We start from the raw sequence: 17,371 nt of genomic DNA on the forward strand, positions 1-17,371 counted from the left end.
TCCTGTCCCCGGTCCGCCGGCCCCGGGCTGCCGTAGCCGGGCGCCCCGCTACGGCATCAGGTGGTAGTCCGGGAAGTTGCCCGGCAGGCGTTCGGCGGACGGTCCCTCGGTCACCGCGCGGACCAGGAGTTCGCCGCCGACGAAGGCGCCGCTCCAGGAGTTGCCGAAGCCGCCGAAGAGTTCATCGCGGTCGCCGCGGGAGCGGGGCTTGCCATGGCCGACCTTGAAGGCGCGGATCTGCGGGGCCAGGCGGTCGTAGGTGTCCTTGTCGTCGCAGGACAGGCTGGCGACCAGCGCGCCGTTGCTGGCGTTCATGGCGGTGAGCAGCTCGGCCTCGGTGTCGACGGGCACGATCGTGTCGACGGGGCCGAAGGGCTCGGCGTGGTGGAGCGGGGAGGAGGAGGGCGGGGCCAGCAGCGTGGTGGGCGGGAAGTAGGCCGAGGTGTCCTGGGAGGACAGGAAGCGGCCGTCGGCGAGGCTGCCCCGGTGCAGGGGGACGGCACCCCGGGTGATCGCCTCGGAGGTGAGGTCGGCCAGCTCCTTGGCCTTGCCGGCGTTGATCAGCGGGCCGAAGTCGAGTTCGGGGAGCGGGTCCGCGGGATCGGCGACGGCCAGCGGGTGTCCGAAGCGGACGCTGCGTACGGCCGGGAGATAGGCGGTGAGGAAGTCGGCGAAGGCCTCGCGCTGGACGACGAAGCGGGGGTAGGCGGTGCAGCGCTGCTTGGCGTAGTCGAAGGTCTTGCGCAGCAGCGGCGTCAGGGCCTGCCAGTCGCTGAAGTTCCAGATGCCCCAGGTATTGAGGCCCTCCTGTTCGAGGATGTGGCGTTTGCCGAGGTCGGCGACGGCGGTGGCGACCCGGGCGCCGGTGTCCCGGCCGCCGACGAAGGAGACACAGCCGATCTCGGGTGACCGGACCAGGGCGGGTGAGAGTTCCTTGCCGCTGCCGCTGACGAGGGTGGCCGGCACCCCCTCGCGGGCGGCCAGGGCGCAGGCGAGGGTGAGACAGACCAGACCGCCGTCGGTGGGGGTCTTGGCCAGCACCGCGTTGCCGGCCAGTGCCTGCACCAGCATCGCGTGGATCAGCACCGACATCGGATAGTTCCAGCTGGCGATGTTGCTGACCGGGCCGGGCAGCGGGGCGCGGTCGGCGAGCATCCGCTCGATCTCGGAGACGTACCAGCGGACGCCGTCGATGGCGCGGTCGACATCGGCCTGGGCGAGCTTCCAGGGCTTGCCGATCTCCCAGACCAGGAGCAGGGCGAGCAGTTCACGGTGCTCGGTCAGCGCGTCGAGGGTGGCGGAGATCCTGGCCTTGCGCTCGGTCAACGGGACCTGGCGCCAGGCCCGGTGCTGGTCGAGGGAGGCCCGTACGGCGTGCAGCGCGGCATCCGCGTCCAGGCGGGGCGGGCCGGCGATGGGGGTGCCGTCGACGGGGCTGGTGGCGGGCAGCGGATCGCCGTCCGGGTGCCAGGCGCCGGCCCACAGATTGAGGGCCCGGTCGTCGCGGAACGCCTCGGGGGCCGCCGCCAGGCTGCGCTGCCAGGCGTCCTGCCAGGACGTACCGGGTTTGAGGATGAGCGTCGGGGCGGGCGTGGCGCGCGCGTCCCGCTGCGCGTTCGAGGTGGATGGGGAGGTGGGGGCCATCGTTGTCTCCGCTCTCGGTGCACGGCCGGAGGGGCAGGGTGGTGGCGCTCGGGCGGTCCCGGGGGAACCGCGCTACTGGACGGTAGTGGGCATGGGGGCACTGCGGGACGGTCCAGCGTCAGGTATGGCGAGTGTCACTCGGCCCGCGCGACGGGGCCACCCGGGTGAGGCGGTCGGGGTGGGTGGTGAGCGAGGGACGAGCGACCGCGGACGGGGTGCCCGGTGCGTGACATGGCCGCGCGGGACGGCCGGTGGTGAGGTGGCCGGTGGGTGACGAGGTACGGAGGCAGCCTGATTCCGGGCAGTGGCCGTACTCAGCGAAGAGGGGCGCCCTGTGGCCGAATGGCTCGCCAAGTCCCCCTTGACGGAGGGAAGTTGCTCCGCGAGAGGTGGGCCGCTCCCACTGCCCGCCCACCCCCTATGGCAGACGCCCCGTACTCAGCCCGCGGCCGGTTCGGGGCGCTCCGCCGCCCCTTCCTGGGTGCGGTCGGCGATCGCCCGGTGGTGGCGGACCACTTCGCCGATGATGAAGTTGAGGAACTTCTCGGCGAAGGCCGGGTCCAGCTTGGCGTCCTCGGCCAGTCGGCGCAGCCGTTCGATCTGCGCGGCCTCGCGGGCCGGGTCGGCGGGCGGCAGGTGGTGCCGGGCCTTGAGTTCGCCGACCTGCTGGGTGCACTTGAAGCGCTCGGCGAGCAGATGCACCAGGGCGGCGTCGAGGTTGTCGATGCTGCCGCGCAGGTAGCGCAGCTGCTCGCGGGCCGCCTCGTCAGCGACGGAGGCCGCGTCGCCGGCCGCCGGTGCTGTCCCTTCGCTCATGTGCGTCTCGCCATTCGTGGTCGGTCGGGTGCCCGGTGCGATGTGGTGCTTCCGGTGCGTCGGGGGGGATCGGGTGATCAGGATGATCAGGATGATCAGAGTGATCCACAGGCACATTACCCGGACGGTGGGTGTTGACCGGGGGTGATCTCACGGAGCGGACCGGCGGGAACCCTGGCCGGGGGACACGGGCGGGGAACGGCCCTGAGCAGGGGCGCGGCGGTCGGGCGGGGGCCTGGTGCGGCGCGGGCGCGGAGCTTGCGCGGGGTGCTTCGGCGGTGTCGCGCGGTCCGGCGCGGCCCGGGGGCGCGTCCTTCGGACGGACCCGGTGTACGCCCGGTGACGGGACCCCCCACAGATCCCGCCACCGGGCCGCTTTGCCGCGGGGCCGATTCACTCGTCCGGCCCCGGCTCAGGCATATACCCAGGCTGTCGCCCGGCCATCCCTCCTGCTCCGCATGTACGTCATTCCCGCGGTCTTTCCGGATCTCCGGGCGCCGAAGGGGAACTCCTGCCACAATGCGCCCGATCGGACCGGGCGGCCGACCGGCCCTCGGCTGCGGGACAGCGCAGGGGGCACCGTATGAGCACGCACCACATGACGATCGCAGGGGCCGATGTCGCCGTCGTGGGCGGCAGCATCGCCGGATGCGCCGCGGCACTGGCCGCACACCGCGCCGGCGCGGGCCGGATCACCCTCCATGAGCGCACCGCGGGTCTCCTCGCGGACCGTGGTGTCGGCCTCGTGGTGCACGACGCCCGGTACGCCGAGCTCGCGGCGGCCGGCTATCTGGACACCGCGATGCCGTGGGCGCAGCTGACCACCCGCCGCTGGTACGTCCGCGACGGCGCCGCTCCGCTCGGCCGCCAGATCGCCGTCCAGCCCTTCCCGTTCCGCTCGTACTGCTGGGGGCCGCTCTGGCGGGAGTTACGCCAACGGCTGCCGCGGGACACGGTGTTCCGGCCGGGGACCCGGGTGGCCGGAGTGGACAGCGACGCGGACGGTGCGGTGCTGCGTTTCGGTGGCGACGACGGCAGCGGAGGCGGTGACCTGGCCTCGGGCGCCGGCGGGCCGCGGGACCACGCCGCTACCGGCGGCCGTTCGGAGCGCTTCGATCTGGTCATCGGTGCGGACGGCTACCGCTCGGTGGTGCGCGAGGCCGCGTTCCCCGGCGTCCGGCCCGGCTACGCCGGCTATCTGGCCTGGCGGGGCACCGTCCCTGCCGACCGGATGGCGGCGCTGGACTTTCCCGGCCTGCCGTCCGAGCCGTGGGCGGAGGAGGACTGTGTCTACGGCGTCTTCCCCGGCGGCCACGTCATCATCTACCGCATCCCCGACGGCCACGGCGGACTGCGCGCCAACTGGGTGCTGTACACCGCGCCGCCCGACGGCCTCGACTTCGGGCCGCACGCCCCCGCCGGCCTGCCGCCCGGCGCCCTCACCGACGCGCTGCACGCCCATCTCCAGTACGTCACGGGCGAGTTGCTGCCGCCCTACTGGGGCGGGCTGATGCGACTGACGACGCGCCAGGAGCTGTTCCTCCAGCCCATGTACGACTTCACGGCGCCGCGCTACACCGCCGGGCGGCTGCTGCTCGCGGGCGATGCCGCCACCGTCGCCCGTCCGCACACCGGCGGCGGCGCGGTCAAGGCGCTCCAGGACGCCGCCGCCCTGGAGGCCGCACTGCGGGCCCTGCCGGAGCGGCCGGACGCGCTGGCGGAGTACGGCACCGAGCGGGGCCGGACCGGCCGGAGCATGGTCGAGCTGGGGCGGCGGCTGGGACGGTCCTTCGTCCAGGACACCCCGGACTGGCGGACGCTGGACCAGGCCGGGCTGGAGGCGGCCTGGGCCGCGGCCGACGGCTCGGGCGCCTTCGGCGGCCGCGAGCTGAAGGAAGCGGGGAACGAGGCGGGGCCCGGCGGGCCGGGGCGCTGAGGCCGGGGCCGCGACGCATGCGGGAGAATGAGGAGGCCAAGACGGGCGGAGCCGCCGTGGCGCAGCACGCGCCCCCGCCCCACGGCAGCCGCCGCATCCAGGGCCGCTTCGGCGCTCCGCACCTACGCCACCGGATCCAGGGCCGGTGAGGACGGGACTGATCAGACATGGGACGGGTCACCGAGCGACGCCGCGTCATCCGCATCCGCGACGGTGTCGTGAGCACCCGGCCGGACACCCTCGTCGCCGAGGAGCCGCTGGAGATCCGGCTCGGCGGCAAGCCGCTGGCGATCACGATGCGCACACCGGGTGACGACTTCGCGCTCGCCGCCGGCTTCCTCGTCAGCGAGGGCGTCCTGGCGCGCGCCGACGAGCTGGCGCACATCGTCTACTGCGCGGGGGCGACCGGCGAGGCCCCCTCCCCCGCGAGCGAAGCGGGGAGTGCGGGAGGGATGAATTCCTACAACGTCGTGGATGTGCGGCTCGCGGACGGGGTGCCGGTCCCGGACATCACCCTGGAGCGCAACGTCTATACGACGTCGTCGTGCGGGCTGTGCGGCAAGGCCAGCCTGGACGCGGTGCGCACCCGCACCCGCTGGCCCCTGGAGACCGGCCCCGGCACCCCGGTCCGTGTCACGCCGGCGACGCTCGCCGCGCTGCCCGACCGGCTGCGGGCCGCCCAGCGCGTGTTCGAGCGCACCGGCGGTCTGCACGCGGCGGCGCTGTTCACGGCGGACGGTGAACTGCTCGACATCCGGGAGGACGTGGGGCGGCACAACGCCGTCGACAAGATCATCGGCCGGGCCTTGCAGGAGGGGCGGCTGCCGCTGTCCTCGTGTGTGCTGATGGTCTCCGCGCGCGCCTCGTTCGAGCTGGCGCAGAAGGCCGTGATGGCAGGCATTCCGGTGCTGGCCGCGGTCTCGGCGCCGTCCTCGCTCGCCGTCGATCTGGCCGCCGAGACCGGACTGACCCTGATCGGGTTTCTGCGCGGCTCCTCGATGAACGTGTACGCGGGCGAGCACCGTGTGGTGGTGCCCGGAACGGCCGGCTGAGCCTGCGGCGGGCCGGGCCCGCCAGGCGGGTGACGCCGGCGCCCGGGCCGCCGTGCGTCACTCCTCGGGCAGCGCGATCCGGGTGAGCAGGGCGATCAGCTGCTCGCGCTCGGCCGGGGTCAGGGCGGCGGTCAGTTCCGCGTTGGCCCGGTCACCGAGCCGCTGAGTGCGGCGCAGCCGCCGCCGGCCGTCGGCGGAGATCTCGACGGCATTCTTGCGCCGGTCCGCCGGGTCGGGGGTGCGGGTCACCAGCCCGTCCCGTTGCAGGTCGTTGACGAGCACGACCATGTCCTTGGGGTCGATACCGAGCGTCCGGCCGAGCTCCGCCTGGGAGACCGGGCCGAGTTCGGCGACGGCCGACAGCACGGCGTGATGCATCATCCGCATGCCCTCGGCGGCGAGGGCGTCGGCGACGAGCCGGTGCCCCCGGGCGGCGGCGCGGCCCAGCAGCCAGCTGGGGAGCGCGCGGATGCGGCTGGGGGCGTAGGGGGTGTCGGACATCGGACCACCGTACCCGGAAATCATGGGGAGGCCCTACGAAAAAACGTGGGTGACACCAACGGGTTTCGCGTTATCGTTGGGCAACCCAATGACATCCGGGCGGTGCGCGCCGGCCGGAGACATCGTCCAGGAGGTGTCCCCCATGCGCCGAGTCCGCTTCCATGCCTACGGCGGTCCCGAGGTCCTGCGCGTCGAGGAAGCCGAGGCGCCGGAGCCCGGCCCCGGTGAACTCCTCGTCCGCACCGAGGCGATCGGCGTCACGCTGCCGTGTGTGCGCCGGGTGCGCGGCGACGGCAACGGGGGCGGCGATCCCCTGCCCGCCATGCCCGGCGGCGAGATCGCCGGTGTGGTCGTCGCGCTCGGGGCGGGCGTCACCGGCTTCGCCGTCGGTGACCGCGTCACCTCGCTCACCCTCACCGGTTCCTACGCCGAACTCGCCCTCGCCCCCGCCTTTCTGGCGAGCCGGATACCGGACGGCGCCAGTGCCGTGGAAGCGGTGGCACTGGTGCGCGGCGGGCATGTCGCGCTCGCCGTGCTGCACACCGCCGCGCCGAGGGCTGCCGAGTCCGTCCTGATCACCGGCGCGGCCGGCGGCACCGGGCATCTCGCCGTCCAACTCGCGAAGCTCCGGGGCGCAGCGCGCGTGGTGGCCGCCGTCAGCTCGGCCGCCAAGGCGGAGTTCCTCCGCGGGCTGGGCGCCGATGAGGTGGTCACCTACGACCAGGAGTCCTGGGGCGAGCCGGTCGACATCGTGCTGGACGGCGTCGGGGGCGAGCTGCTGCCGCGCGCCCTGGCCGCGTCGGCTCCCGGCGGGCGGCTGATCTTCTTCAACTCCGGTGGCGGTACGGTCCCGGCGTACGAGCTGCTGGCCGGCGACCGGACCATCACCGGGCTGACCATGCGCCGCTTCGCCGCCGTGCACCGCGAGCGGTACGCGCGGGACGGGGAACTTCTGTGGGAGCTGGCCCGATCCGGCCGGCTGCGGGCCGCCGTCCATGCCGAACTGCCGCTGGCCGAGGCCGCGAAGGCGCACGAGATCATCGAGGCCAGGACCAACCTCGGCAAGGTGGTGCTGCGGCCGTGAGCCACGAGGGGCCGCCGCGGTGTCTGCGGGGCACCCGGCGCACTCGGCACTCCCCTCCCCCACGCCCCGTCCGGCCCACGCGACGCAGCACTTGCGGGCCGGGCGGGTGAATTCCGGCTGCGGCGCGGAGAACCGACGCATGCTCCTTGTCGCGGTCCGCACGCGGCAGTAGCTTCCGTCGCGATGCACATAGGACGTGGGATGTCCTGATGACCCGACGCCGATGCCTCGAAGGGCAGGCCGGACCATGACGTCAGTTCTCCGCGCACACCCCAGCCACCGCAGCAGACCCCCGCACCGCCGTGCCGCGACGTTGCTCGCCACGCTGGCCGCCACCGCCCTCGCCCTGCTGCCGACCGCCCCCGCCCAGGCCGCGCCCGGCGGTGCGCCCGGCGCCCCGGCTGCCGCGGCGCCCTCCCCGGCCGGCGGATTCGACCAGCGGATCCTCTTCAAGGCGTCCCAGGAACAGGGCTACTTCTGCTTCCGGATACCGGCCGTCGTGGAGTCGGCCCGGGGGACCCTCCTCGCGTTCGCCGAGGGCCGGCGGCACGACTGCGGGGACGCCGGCGACATCGACCTGGTCCTCAAGCGGTCCACCGACGGCGGCCGCACCTGGGGCCCGCTCCAGGTCGTCAACCACGGAGGCGGCGACACCCACGGCAACCCGGCGCCCGTGGTGGACCGCCGCACCGGCCGTATCGTGCTGGCCGAGACCTACAACAAGGGCCGCACCGACGGACTCAGCTGCGACGTCCCCTGTGACCGCACCCCGCACCTCCAGTACAGCGACGACGACGGCGTGACCTGGTCCCCGCCCCGGGACCTGACCCCCGCCATCCGTCCCCCGCAGTGGAATTCCTGGTACGCCACCGGCCCCCTGCACGGCATCCAGCTCACCCGCGGACGGCACCGCGGCCGGCTGGTCTTCGGCATCAACTCCGAGAGCTACGCGGACAACCGGGTCACCGCCAACCACGCCGCGCTGGTCCACAGCGACGACGGCGGCGCCACCTGGAAGGTCGGCGCGCTGGACACCTGGCCGGTCGCCGCCGACGGCACCTTCCGGCAGAAGCCCTCCGAGATGGCCCTCCTGGAACGCTCCGACGGCTCGGTCTACGTCAACGGCCGGGAGCAGGACGGCACCGATCTGGGTCATCGCACCGCGGCCGTCAGCCGCGACGGCGGCGCGTCGTTCAGCGCGCCGTTCCGCGCCCTGCCCGACCTCTACACCCCGATGGTGCAGGGCTCCGCGCTGCTGCTGCCGCACTCGTCCGCCGCGGGCGGCCGCAGCCGCACCCTCCTCGCGGCGCCCGCCGACCCCGACCGGCGCCGCACCATGACCATCCGCTCCTCCTGGGACGAGGGCCGGACCTGGGAGGGCGTGGAGCGGGGCGCCCGGGTCACCACCGACTGGTCCGGCTACTCGGACCTGGTCGCCCTCTCCCCCGAGGTCACCGGCCTGATGTACGAGGGCGGCGCGGTCGACGCCCGGGACGAGATCCGCTTCGCCCGCTTCACCGAGGACTGGCTCGGCCCGCGCCGCGGCCCGGACCCCACGACCCGCGACACCGCCCCCGGCGCCCGGCCCGCGCCCGTGCTCGGCGGCCCCCGCGGCACCGACGGCCGCTTCGGCCGGGCGCTGTCCTTCGACGGCACCGACGACGCGGTACGCCTCCCCTTCCGCTCCTCCCTCCCCCTGGGCACCCGCGACTTCACGTGCAGTCTGTGGTTCCGCTACGACGCCACGACCGGCGAACAGCCGCTGTTGTGGATGGGCGGTGTGGGCACCAGAACCCCGCAGGTCGCGGTGGAGGCCGACCCCGCCCACGGCCGGATCGTCGGCCGCCTGACCGCCGTCAACGGCGCCGCCCCGGCCGCCACCGCCCAGGCCGTGACCCACAGCGCCTACAACGACGGCGGCTGGCACCATCTGGCGCTGCGCCGCACCGGCGGCCGGCTGCTGCTCGACGTGGACGGCGGCGAGACCACCGTGGTGCCCGATGTCCCGGGGTCGGTCAGCCAGGGCTCGGTGTTCGGTGTGCACCTGGGGCAGAAGCCCGACGGCCGGGTCCAGTTCACCGGCGCGCTGGACGAGGTCCGCGTCTACCGGCGCGCCCTGAGCGATGCCGAACTGACCGCCCTGCGCACCGAAAACGCCGCCGCGCCCGGCCCGCTGGTCCTCGGGCTTCCGCTGGACCGGGTGCGGGGCGCGGGGCGTTAGGCCCGCGGCCGGGCGTCACCCACGCGGTGGCGGCGGCCGCTGCCCGGCCGCCGCCACCGCCGGCGCGTCCGCCGGGGCCGTGCCCTCGGGACCGACCGGGGCCTTTGCCCGCCGCGGCTCCGGTACGGCGCGGGCCGCCATCCGCTTGGCCAGGAACGCGCACACCATCAACTGCATCTGGTGGAACAGCATCAGCGGCAGCACCACGAGCCCGGCCTGCGCGCCGAAGAGGACACTGGCCATCGGCAGACCGGCCGCCAGGCTCTTCTTCGAACCGGCGAAGGTGATCGCGATCCGGTCCGCGCGGCGGAAGCCGAGCTTCCCGGCGCCGTACGAGGAGACCGTCAGCATCACGGCGAGCAGCACCGCCTCCACCCCCAGCAGGCACAGCAGCCGCGGTGCGGAGACCTGGTGCCAGATGCCCCGGACGACGCCGGCGCTGAAGGCGGCGTAGACGACGAGCAGGATCGAGCCCCGGTCCACCCGGCCCAGGACCCTCTTGTGGCGGGTGAGGAAACCACCGATCCACCGCCGCAGCAGCTGCCCGGCGAGGAACGGGAGCAGCAGCTGACAGACGATCGGCAGCAGTGCACCCGCTCGGAAACCACCGCCGTTGCCCGGCAGGACGAGTCCCGCCAGCAGCGGGGTGAGGACGATGCCGGCGAGGCTGGAGAACGAGCCGGCGCAGATCGCCGCCGCGACATTGCCGCGGGCCAGGGCGGTGAAGGCGATCGAGGACTGGACCGTGGACGGCACCAGGCACAGGAACAGCAGCCCGGTGTAGAGGGTCGGCGGGAGCACCTCGGGGACCAGGACGCGAGCGGCCAGGCCGAGCCCGGGGAACAGCACGAAGGTGCAGGCCAGGACGGTGAGGTGGAGCCGCCAGTGGCGCAGCCCGTCGAGGGCCTCGCGGGTGGAGAGCCGGGCGCCGTAGAGGAAGAAGAGCAGTGCCACGGCCCCGGTCGAGGCGCCTTCGGCGACGGTGGCGCCCGGTCCGCGGGCGGGCAGCAGCGCGGCCAGCGCGACGGTCCCCAGCAGCGCCAGGATGAATCCGTCCACGGGCAGCCAGGAGGGCAGCTTGGGCACAGGGCGGTGCATGATCTCGCTTCGGTCGTTCGGCGTCTCTCGGGCCGGGCTGCCCGGTGCGGTGCCGGCGCAGCCCCGGTCCAGACTGCCGCGAGCTGCGACGATCGGGAACCCTGCTTACCATGGTCACTGCTATCACGTTCCACGATGAACGGCGCCCGGCGGCGGAGCGGCCGGGACGGAGGGCCCGTGTTCGAACCCGTGCAGCTGCGCACCTTTCTCGCCGTGGCGCAGACCCTGAGCTTCACCCAGGCCGCGCACCGGCTCGGGCTGCGGCAGTCGACCGTGAGCCAGCACGTACGGAAGCTGGAGGAGACCGCCGGGCGCCGGCTGTTCACCCGGGACACCCACGGCGTGGAGCTGACCGAGGACGGTGAGGCGATGCTCGGCTTCGCCCGGACGATCCTGGAGGCGAACGAGCGGGCCACGAGCTTCTTCACGGGGACCCGGCTGCGCGGCCGGCTCCGCTTCGGCGCCTCGGAGGACTTCGTGCTGACCCGGCTGCCGGAGGTCCTCGAAGGGTTCCGGCGGGACCACCCCGAGGTCGATCTGGAGCTGAGGGTCGAACTGTCGGGGACCCTGCACGAGCTGCTGGCGGCCGGGCGGCTCGATCTCGTTCTCGCCAAGCGGCGCCCGGGGGCGTCCCACGGACGGCTGGTGTGGCGCGACCGCCTGGTGTGGGTCGGCGCCGGGCGGCTGCGTCTCGATCCGCAGCGTCCGGTCCCGCTGGTCGTCTTCCCGTCACCCGCGCTGACCCGCGCCCGGGCCCTGGAGGCACTGGAGCGCGCGGGCCGGGAGTGGCGGATCGTCTGCACCAGCGGGAGTCTCAACGGACTGATCGCCGCAACTCGGGCAAGTCTGGGCGTGATGGCACATACGAGGGGCATGATCCCGCCAGGTTTGGCTGAGATCTCGCCACGCGCCGGTCTGCCGGAACTGGGCGGGGTGGATTTCGCTCTTCTCCATGGAGAGCGTGACCGTGCGGCGCGGGGACCGGCCGAGGCCCTCGCCGACGCGATCCTCGCGGGCGGCGACCGGCTGCAGCTCCCCTGACCGGGCGGTGACCTGTCCGCCGGTCCGGGGCCGCCTCCGAGCCCTTCGGCCGGGCCCTTCGGAGCGCCGTCCTCATGTGCGGCGAAAGCGGCGTTTTCCTGTGCAGAGATTTGGTGCAGATATGGTCCCGGCGTCGTGATCGTCCGACGTTGAACCGGCGGGAACGTGTCCGCGCTTCTCCGAAGTAGCCCGTTTTCGCCTGTTGGCCATTTCCCGTGCAGCCGGTTTCGTGACGTGGTACGGCACTGCCGGATGCGGTCACCGTGGGGTACGGTCGCGGCCTTGTGAGGAGCACCACGAGGAGCTGGGTCATTGCGCGAGTTCACCGTCCCGCCACTGGCGACCGCGCCCCGGGTCGGCGGGCTGGCGGACACCGTCTACGAGCATGCCGAAGCCGATCCCGGACGCGTCGCGCTGGCGCGTAAGGACGACGAGGGAAACTGGCAGAACGTCACCGCCGGGCAATTCCGGGACGAGGTCCTCGCGCTGGCCAAGGGCCTGCTCGCGCAGGGCGTCCGGTTCGGCGACCGGATCGGCATCATGTCCCGTACCCGCTACGAGTGGACCCTGTTCGACTTCGCGCTGTGGTCGATCGGCGTCCAGTCCGTGCCGCTGTATCCGACGTCCTCGGCCGAGCAGGTCTTCTGGATGCTGCACAACGCGGACGTCTCGGCCTGTCTGGTCGAGCACGAGGACCATGCGATGACCATCGGCTCGGTCATCGACCGGCTGCCCCACCTGCGCAAGCTGTGGCAGCTGGACGCCGACCCGGTGGCCGAGCTGACCGCGGCCGGTGCGCATATCGACGACGACGTGGTGCACCGGCACCGCATGGCCGTCACCCCGGACGCCACGGCGACGATCATCTACACCTCCGGCACCACCGGACGTCCCAAGGGCTGTCTGATCACCCACGCCAATTTCATGGCCGAGTCCGACAACATGGTGCTCCGCTACGAAAAGGTCTTCCACTCCAAGCCGGGCGACGAGGCGGCCACCCTGCTCTTCCTGCCGCTGGCGCACGTCTTCGGCCGGATGGTGCAGGTCGCGGCGCTCCGTGGCCGGGTCAAGCTGGGCCACCAGCCCGAGCTGGCGGCCCGTGCCCTGCTGCCCGATCTGCAGTCCCTCCAGCCGACGTTCATCCTCGCGGTGCCGTACATCTTCGAGAAGGTCTTCGCCGCGGCCCGGCGGCGGGCGGAGGCGGACGGCAAGGTCGGGCCGTTCGACAAGGCCGTCGAGATCGCGGTCCGCTATGCCGAGGCGCAGGAGAACAAGGCGTTCGGCACCGGGTCCGGCCCCAGCGCCTCGCTGCGGATGCAGCACCAGCTCTTCGACAAGCTGGTCTACAGCAAGGTCAGGGCGGCGATGGGCGGCCGGGTGCGGCACGCGATGTCGGGCGGCTCGGCGATGGAGCGCCGCCTCGGGCTGTTCTTCGCCGGCGCCGGCGTGCGGATCTTCGAGGGCTACGGCCTGACGGAGAGCACCGCGGCCGCCACCGCCAACCCGCCCGAGCGCACCCGCTTCGGCTCCGTCGGCACCCCCGTGCCGGGGACCACCGTGCACATCGCGGAGGACGGCGAGGTCTGGCTGTACGGCGGACAGGTCTTCCACGGTTACCACAACGACCCGAAGGCGACCGACGCCGTGCTGCACGACGGCTGGTTCTCCACCGGTGACCTCGGCGCGCTCGACGAGGACGGCTATCTGACGATCACCGGCCGGAAGAAGGAAATCCTGGTCACCTCCGGCGGCAAGACGGTCTCGCCGGTGGGCCTGGAGGAGCGGGTGCGGGCGCATCCGCTGGTCGCCCAGTGCATCGTGGTCGGCAACGACCGCCCGTTCATCGCCGCGCTGGTGACCCTGGACCCGGAGGCGGTCACCCACTGGCTGGCCATGCGCGAGAAGCCGGAGATGCCGCCGACCGACCTGGTGCGCGACCCGGACCTGGAGACCGAGATCCGGCGTGCCGTCGTGGCCGCCAACACGCTGGTCTCCCAGGCAGAGTCGATCCGTACGTTCCGGATACTGGCTCACCAGTTCAGCGAGGAGCACGGGCTGCTGACCCCGTCGCTGAAGCTCAAGCGCAAGGCGATCGAGACGGCGTACTCGGTCGAGGTGGACGCGCTCTACGGGTCGTGAGGGGCCGGGCGGGCCGGTTCGCCGGGGTAGGCCGGCCCCACGGCCGCCCTCCACCGCGGGCCGCACGCATCCCGTGGGCATGCCCGGGAATGCGTGACGGCGGATGATCGTTGTCATCCCTGAACGCAGCAGTCGACGTAAGGACCGATTTCCCCGTGAGCAAGGTTCCCTCCATCACGCTCAACAACGGCATCGCGATGCCGCAGCTCGGCTTCGGCGTCTGGCAGATCGAGGACGACCAGGCGTTCACCGCCGTCGGCCAGGCCCTGGAGGCCGGGTACCGCAGCATCGACACCGCGGCGATCTACGGCAACGAAGAGGGCACGGGCAAGGCACTCGCGGCGTCCGGCCTCGCCCGTGAGGAGCTGTTCGTCACGACGAAGCTCTGGAACGGCGACCAGGGTCACGACGCGGCGCTGCGGGCCTTCGACCGCTCCCTCACCAAGCTCGGCCTGGAGTATGTGGACCTCTATCTGATCCACTGGCCGCTGCCGTCCCGGGACACGTACGTCGACACGTACAAGGCTCTGGAGAAGATCCACGCGGACGGCCGCGCCAAGGCGATCGGCGTCTCCAACTTCCTGCCCGGACATCTGGAGCGGCTGCTGGGCGAGACCTCCGTCGTCCCGGCCGTCAACCAGATCGAGCTGCACCCGCAGTTCCAGCAGGCCGAGTCCCGCGCCCTCCACGCCCGGCACCACATCGTCACCGAGGCCTGGTCGCCGCTGGGCCAGGGCAAGGGCCTCCTGGAGCACGCGACGCTCGCCGAGCTCGCCGCCAAGCACGGCAGGACGCCGGCTCAGGTGGTGCTGCGCTGGCACCTCCAGCTGGGCAATGTCGTCATCCCGAAGTCCGTCACGCCCTCGCGCATCGCCGAGAACATCGACGTCTTCGACTTCGCGCTGGATGACACGGACCTCGCAACCCTCGCCGCACTGGACTCCGGCAACCGCCTCGGCCCGGACCCGGCCACCTTCGACGTGGGCTGACCCGGCTTCCCCGACGGCGCCGCCCGGCCCGGCCGGGCGGCGCCGCGGCGTACCCGAGTGGCGGGCTCGGCGGACGCCAGGAAGTGTGGAGGGTGAGTGCGGGGCGGCCCCCGCGGCGCGCCGACCGGGGCCGGTACCCCTGCGCTTCGTCCTGCTCCTCCCTTGTGCCGTACGGCCGGGGGAGGTGCCCCCGTCGAGGAGGCCACGATGTCTGAAGTCACCGATCCCTACCAGCCCGGGACGCCTTGCTGGGTCGATCTCGCGGCACCTGACCAGCAAGCCGCCATCGACTTCTACTCCCAGGTCCTCGGGTGGACCGGAGAGATCGGGCCGGCGGAGACCGGTGGCTACGCCGTGTGCCGGCTGCACGGCAAGCCGGTGGCCGGCATCATGGCCGCGGTCCCGATGGGCGGCCAGCCCGCGCCGCCGACGGTGTGGACCACCTATCTCGCGGCCGCCGACGCGGAGGCCACCTCACAGGCGGTGAGCACGGCCGGCGGCACGGTCCTGATGCCCGTCATGGACGTGATGACGCTCGGCCGGATGGCCATCGTGGCCGACCCCACGGGAGCGGTGTTCGGCATCTGGCAGGCCACGGACTTCCCCGGCGCCGGCATCGTCAACGAAGCCGGCGCCCTGATCTGGAACGAGCTCAACACCACCGACCCCTCGGCGGCCGGCGCCTTCTACCAGGCGGCCTTCGGCATCGAGAACGCACCCATGGAGGGCGCCGAGCACTACTACGGCCTGACGGTGAACGACCGCCCGGTGGGCGGCATGCAGCCGATGTCCGCGCAGATGCCCGCCGACACCCCCTCGCACTGGCTGGCGTACTTCTCGGTGGACGACACCGATGCCACGGTCGCGAAGGTGACCGCGGCCGGCGGCGCCGTGCTGCAGGAGCCCTTCGACATGATCGCCGGGCGGATGGCCGTGGTGACCGACCCGCAGGGCGCGACCTTCGCCGTGATCAACCCGAAGCCGATGCAGTAGGGCCGGGACGTGTGCGGGCGGCGGCCCCCCGCCGTCGCCCGCCCGGTCACGGCGGCCAGGTGAAGGCCACGTTCAGCGTGCGCGGTCCCGTGCGGACGAGCAGCCCGCCGGAGAGTTCCGCGGCGGTGCGCCGCGCGTTCAGCCACACCTGTACGGCGGCGCCGAGCAGCAGGGGGTCGAGGCGCGGCCCGGGGTCGCCGTAGGCACGTTGGGCATGCGCTTCGAGCAGGGTGCCGCAGCGCCGCAGCAACAGCAGACAGCGGTCCTCGGCCAGGGCGGCGACGGCGACGTCGAGGCTCGCCCGGGGGCTGTGGATGCGGGCGCGCAGCCAGTCGGCGGGGGCGAGTTCGCCGTCGGTGACGGTCCGGGCCATGACCTCCGCCGAGGACCGCCACAGCCGGTGGGTCTCCTGCTCGGTGACCGCCAGAAAGCCGCGGGACTCGTCGTGATCGTGGGCTTCGTGGGCTGCGTGGGCGAGGACCGGCCGGCGCCGCACGGCCACGGAGCCGTCGGGCAGTACCTCACCCGTCACGTCGAAGGCCGTCGGCCCCACGCGCCGCTCCGGGTGCGGCTCGGGGACGGGATCCGGCAGGGGCGATTCCGCGGGCAGCGTGATGTTCCGGTGGGCGAGGAACGGATACATCACCTCCTGGAGGCGCCGGCCGGCCTCGCCCCGTGCCTCCAACTGCCCGTCCACCGGCGCCTGGAGCCGCTGCGGGCGGTGCTGCTCGGCGGCGGCCAGCAGCTGGGCGAGCAGGTCGCCGTCGGGGTCGAGCCGGGGCGCCGCGCGGCTGAGGGCGGCCGTGGGCGAGGCCGGGTCCAGTTCGTCGAGGCCGGTGGCGGCGAGCAGCAGCACGCGGTGCAGGGCGGCGGAGTAGAAGGTGGTGCTGCCGTGGTCCCCCACCACCCAGTCGCTGGCGATCAGCGCGGCACGCCAGCCCTCCTGCGGCGGCAGGACGAGCAGCCCGGCGTCCATCGCCCGGGCCAGCCGCTGGTGGACCCGGTGCCGGCTGTGCCGGGCCCAGACGTTGGGATGCAGGACGAGGGCGACCGCGAACTCGTCCGCCGGCAGTGCGGCGACCAGCTTCGCGGGCAGGTCCGGATGCCGCCCGAGCAGGGAGTGCTCGCTCCACGTGCTGTTGACGACGACCAGCCGGCGCCCCTGTCCGACGCCCAGCCGCGCACGGTAGAGGTCGCGACGGGGGCGGCTCTGCTCGATCCGGTCCCAGCAGTAGTCGCCGACCAGCCGGGCGACCGGGACGGCCTGGGGGCAGGTCCGGGCGAGCCGGTCGATCTGCTCCTCGTGCGAGACCCCGATCGCGGCGGGCAGCACCCGCCGGCCACGCATCAGCTCCCGCCGGGACAGCCCCGCGGGCGCGCCGGGATCGCCGGTGGACTCGGTGACCAGCCGGTTGTACCCGGCGCCGTGCGGCATGACCAGCAGCGGGGCGTCCAGCTGCCGCATGGAGGGGTGCACCGCGCAGGCCACGGCCAGATCGAAACGCCGCCGGGTCGCCTCGCGCCAGCTGAGCACGCGGGCGCCCAGGCCGTCGAAGTAGTCCGCGAGTCCGTCGGCGAAGACCGAGCCCGGGTTGACGGTGTAGGACACCGCGATGCCGTCCTCCGGGCGCAGCAGGCGCATCACGTCCAGCAGCCGGGTGGCCGAGGTGAGGGTGCGCGCCACGCCGAGTACCTGGGCGTCCTCCGGCACGGTGTCCCAGCGCGACCGCCGGCTGCGGGGGCGGCGGCGGGGCAGCAGGGACACGGGCGATCCACTCTCGGGGCGGCGGGACGGCGGGGCGGCGGGGCCGGGGCGATCGTAGCGTCCGTACCCCGCTCGCCGGGGAAGGGAGCAAA

General features: G+C 73.4%; 14 protein-coding genes. 9 read left to right on the plus strand and 5 right to left on the minus strand.

Translation table 11 applies throughout. From position 1 onward, the window contains the following. Positions 1 to 48 precede the first annotated feature (48 nt). The gene (locus tag OIU81_RS05925) at positions 49 to 1,644 is read right to left on the minus strand and encodes an aldehyde dehydrogenase family protein (protein WP_329144564.1); all 1,596 of its coding nucleotides are present in this window, start codon (positions 1,642 to 1,644) and stop codon (positions 49 to 51) included. A gap of 438 nt (positions 1,645 to 2,082) precedes the next feature. Then, complete coding sequence (locus tag OIU81_RS05930) at positions 2,083 to 2,460, minus strand: chorismate mutase (protein WP_329144567.1); 378 nt, start codon at positions 2,458 to 2,460, stop codon at positions 2,083 to 2,085. 583 nt (positions 2,461 to 3,043) lie between these two features. On the opposite strand from OIU81_RS05930, the gene OIU81_RS05935 reads away from it, so the two are divergent. From OIU81_RS05935 to fdhD, 3 genes are read left to right on the plus strand one after another with little or no spacing between them, the layout of a single operon-like run. After that, a complete protein-coding gene (locus tag OIU81_RS05935; RefSeq protein ID WP_329144568.1) occupies positions 3,044 to 4,396 on the plus strand; it encodes an FAD-dependent monooxygenase in 1,353 nt (450 codons plus the stop codon). A 17-nt stretch (positions 4,397 to 4,413) separates the two neighbouring features. Then, positions 4,414 to 4,545 (plus strand): hypothetical protein, encoded by a 132-nt coding sequence (locus OIU81_RS05940; protein WP_329144570.1) that lies wholly within the window; start codon positions 4,414 to 4,416, stop codon positions 4,543 to 4,545. Between the two features lie 18 nt (positions 4,546 to 4,563). Then, positions 4,564 to 5,448, plus strand: a complete 885-nt coding sequence (gene fdhD, locus OIU81_RS05945) for a formate dehydrogenase accessory sulfurtransferase FdhD (RefSeq protein WP_329144572.1) — start codon at positions 4,564 to 4,566, stop codon at positions 5,446 to 5,448. A gap of 57 nt (positions 5,449 to 5,505) precedes the next feature. Here the strand turns inward: fdhD and OIU81_RS05950 are convergent, their stop codons facing one another. Continuing rightward, positions 5,506 to 5,949 (minus strand): MarR family winged helix-turn-helix transcriptional regulator, encoded by a 444-nt coding sequence (locus OIU81_RS05950; RefSeq protein WP_329144574.1) that lies wholly within the window; start codon positions 5,947 to 5,949, stop codon positions 5,506 to 5,508. A 142-nt stretch (positions 5,950 to 6,091) separates the two neighbouring features. On the opposite strand from OIU81_RS05950, the gene OIU81_RS05955 reads away from it, so the two are divergent. Then, positions 6,092 to 7,033: a quinone oxidoreductase family protein gene (locus OIU81_RS05955; RefSeq protein WP_329144576.1), complete on the plus strand. Its 942-nt coding sequence runs from the start codon at positions 6,092 to 6,094 to the stop codon at positions 7,031 to 7,033. Between the two features lie 247 nt (positions 7,034 to 7,280). Then, the gene (locus OIU81_RS05960) at positions 7,281 to 9,254 is read left to right on the plus strand and encodes a sialidase family protein (RefSeq protein ID WP_329144579.1); all 1,974 of its coding nucleotides are present in this window, start codon (positions 7,281 to 7,283) and stop codon (positions 9,252 to 9,254) included. Positions 9,255 to 9,269: 15 nt separating this feature from the next. Here OIU81_RS05960 and OIU81_RS05965 read toward each other — a convergent pair whose 3' ends face one another. Then, positions 9,270 to 10,352, minus strand: coding sequence for a bile acid:sodium symporter family protein (locus OIU81_RS05965; RefSeq protein ID WP_329144581.1), 1,083 nt, complete (start codon positions 10,350 to 10,352; stop codon positions 9,270 to 9,272). Positions 10,353 to 10,529: 177 nt separating this feature from the next. Here OIU81_RS05965 and OIU81_RS05970 point away from each other — a divergent pair, with 177 nt between their 5' ends. The 4 genes from OIU81_RS05970 (at position 10,530) to OIU81_RS05985 (ending at position 15,514) form a co-directional block, all read left to right on the plus strand. After that, a complete protein-coding gene (locus tag OIU81_RS05970) occupies positions 10,530 to 11,393 on the plus strand; it encodes a LysR substrate-binding domain-containing protein (RefSeq protein WP_329144583.1) in 864 nt (287 codons plus the stop codon). 312 nt (positions 11,394 to 11,705) lie between these two features. Then, positions 11,706 to 13,532: an AMP-dependent synthetase/ligase gene (locus OIU81_RS05975; RefSeq protein ID WP_329144584.1), complete on the plus strand. Its 1,827-nt coding sequence runs from the start codon at positions 11,706 to 11,708 to the stop codon at positions 13,530 to 13,532. Positions 13,533 to 13,687: 155 nt separating this feature from the next. Further along, the gene (locus OIU81_RS05980) at positions 13,688 to 14,521 is read left to right on the plus strand and encodes an aldo/keto reductase (RefSeq protein WP_329144586.1); all 834 of its coding nucleotides are present in this window, start codon (positions 13,688 to 13,690) and stop codon (positions 14,519 to 14,521) included. Between the two features lie 207 nt (positions 14,522 to 14,728). Next, positions 14,729 to 15,514: a VOC family protein gene (locus OIU81_RS05985; protein ID WP_329144587.1), complete on the plus strand. Its 786-nt coding sequence runs from the start codon at positions 14,729 to 14,731 to the stop codon at positions 15,512 to 15,514. Positions 15,515 to 15,560: 46 nt separating this feature from the next. Here OIU81_RS05985 and OIU81_RS05990 read toward each other — a convergent pair whose 3' ends face one another. Further along, on the minus strand, positions 15,561 to 17,279 hold the full coding sequence (locus OIU81_RS05990) for a hypothetical protein (RefSeq protein WP_329144589.1): 1,719 nt from the start codon (positions 17,277 to 17,279) through the stop codon (positions 15,561 to 15,563). Positions 17,280 to 17,371 lie beyond the last annotated feature (92 nt).

Source organism: Streptomyces sp. NBC_01454, from assembly GCF_036227565.1.
In the GTDB taxonomy this organism is placed as follows: domain Bacteria; phylum Actinomycetota; class Actinomycetes; order Streptomycetales; family Streptomycetaceae; genus Streptomyces.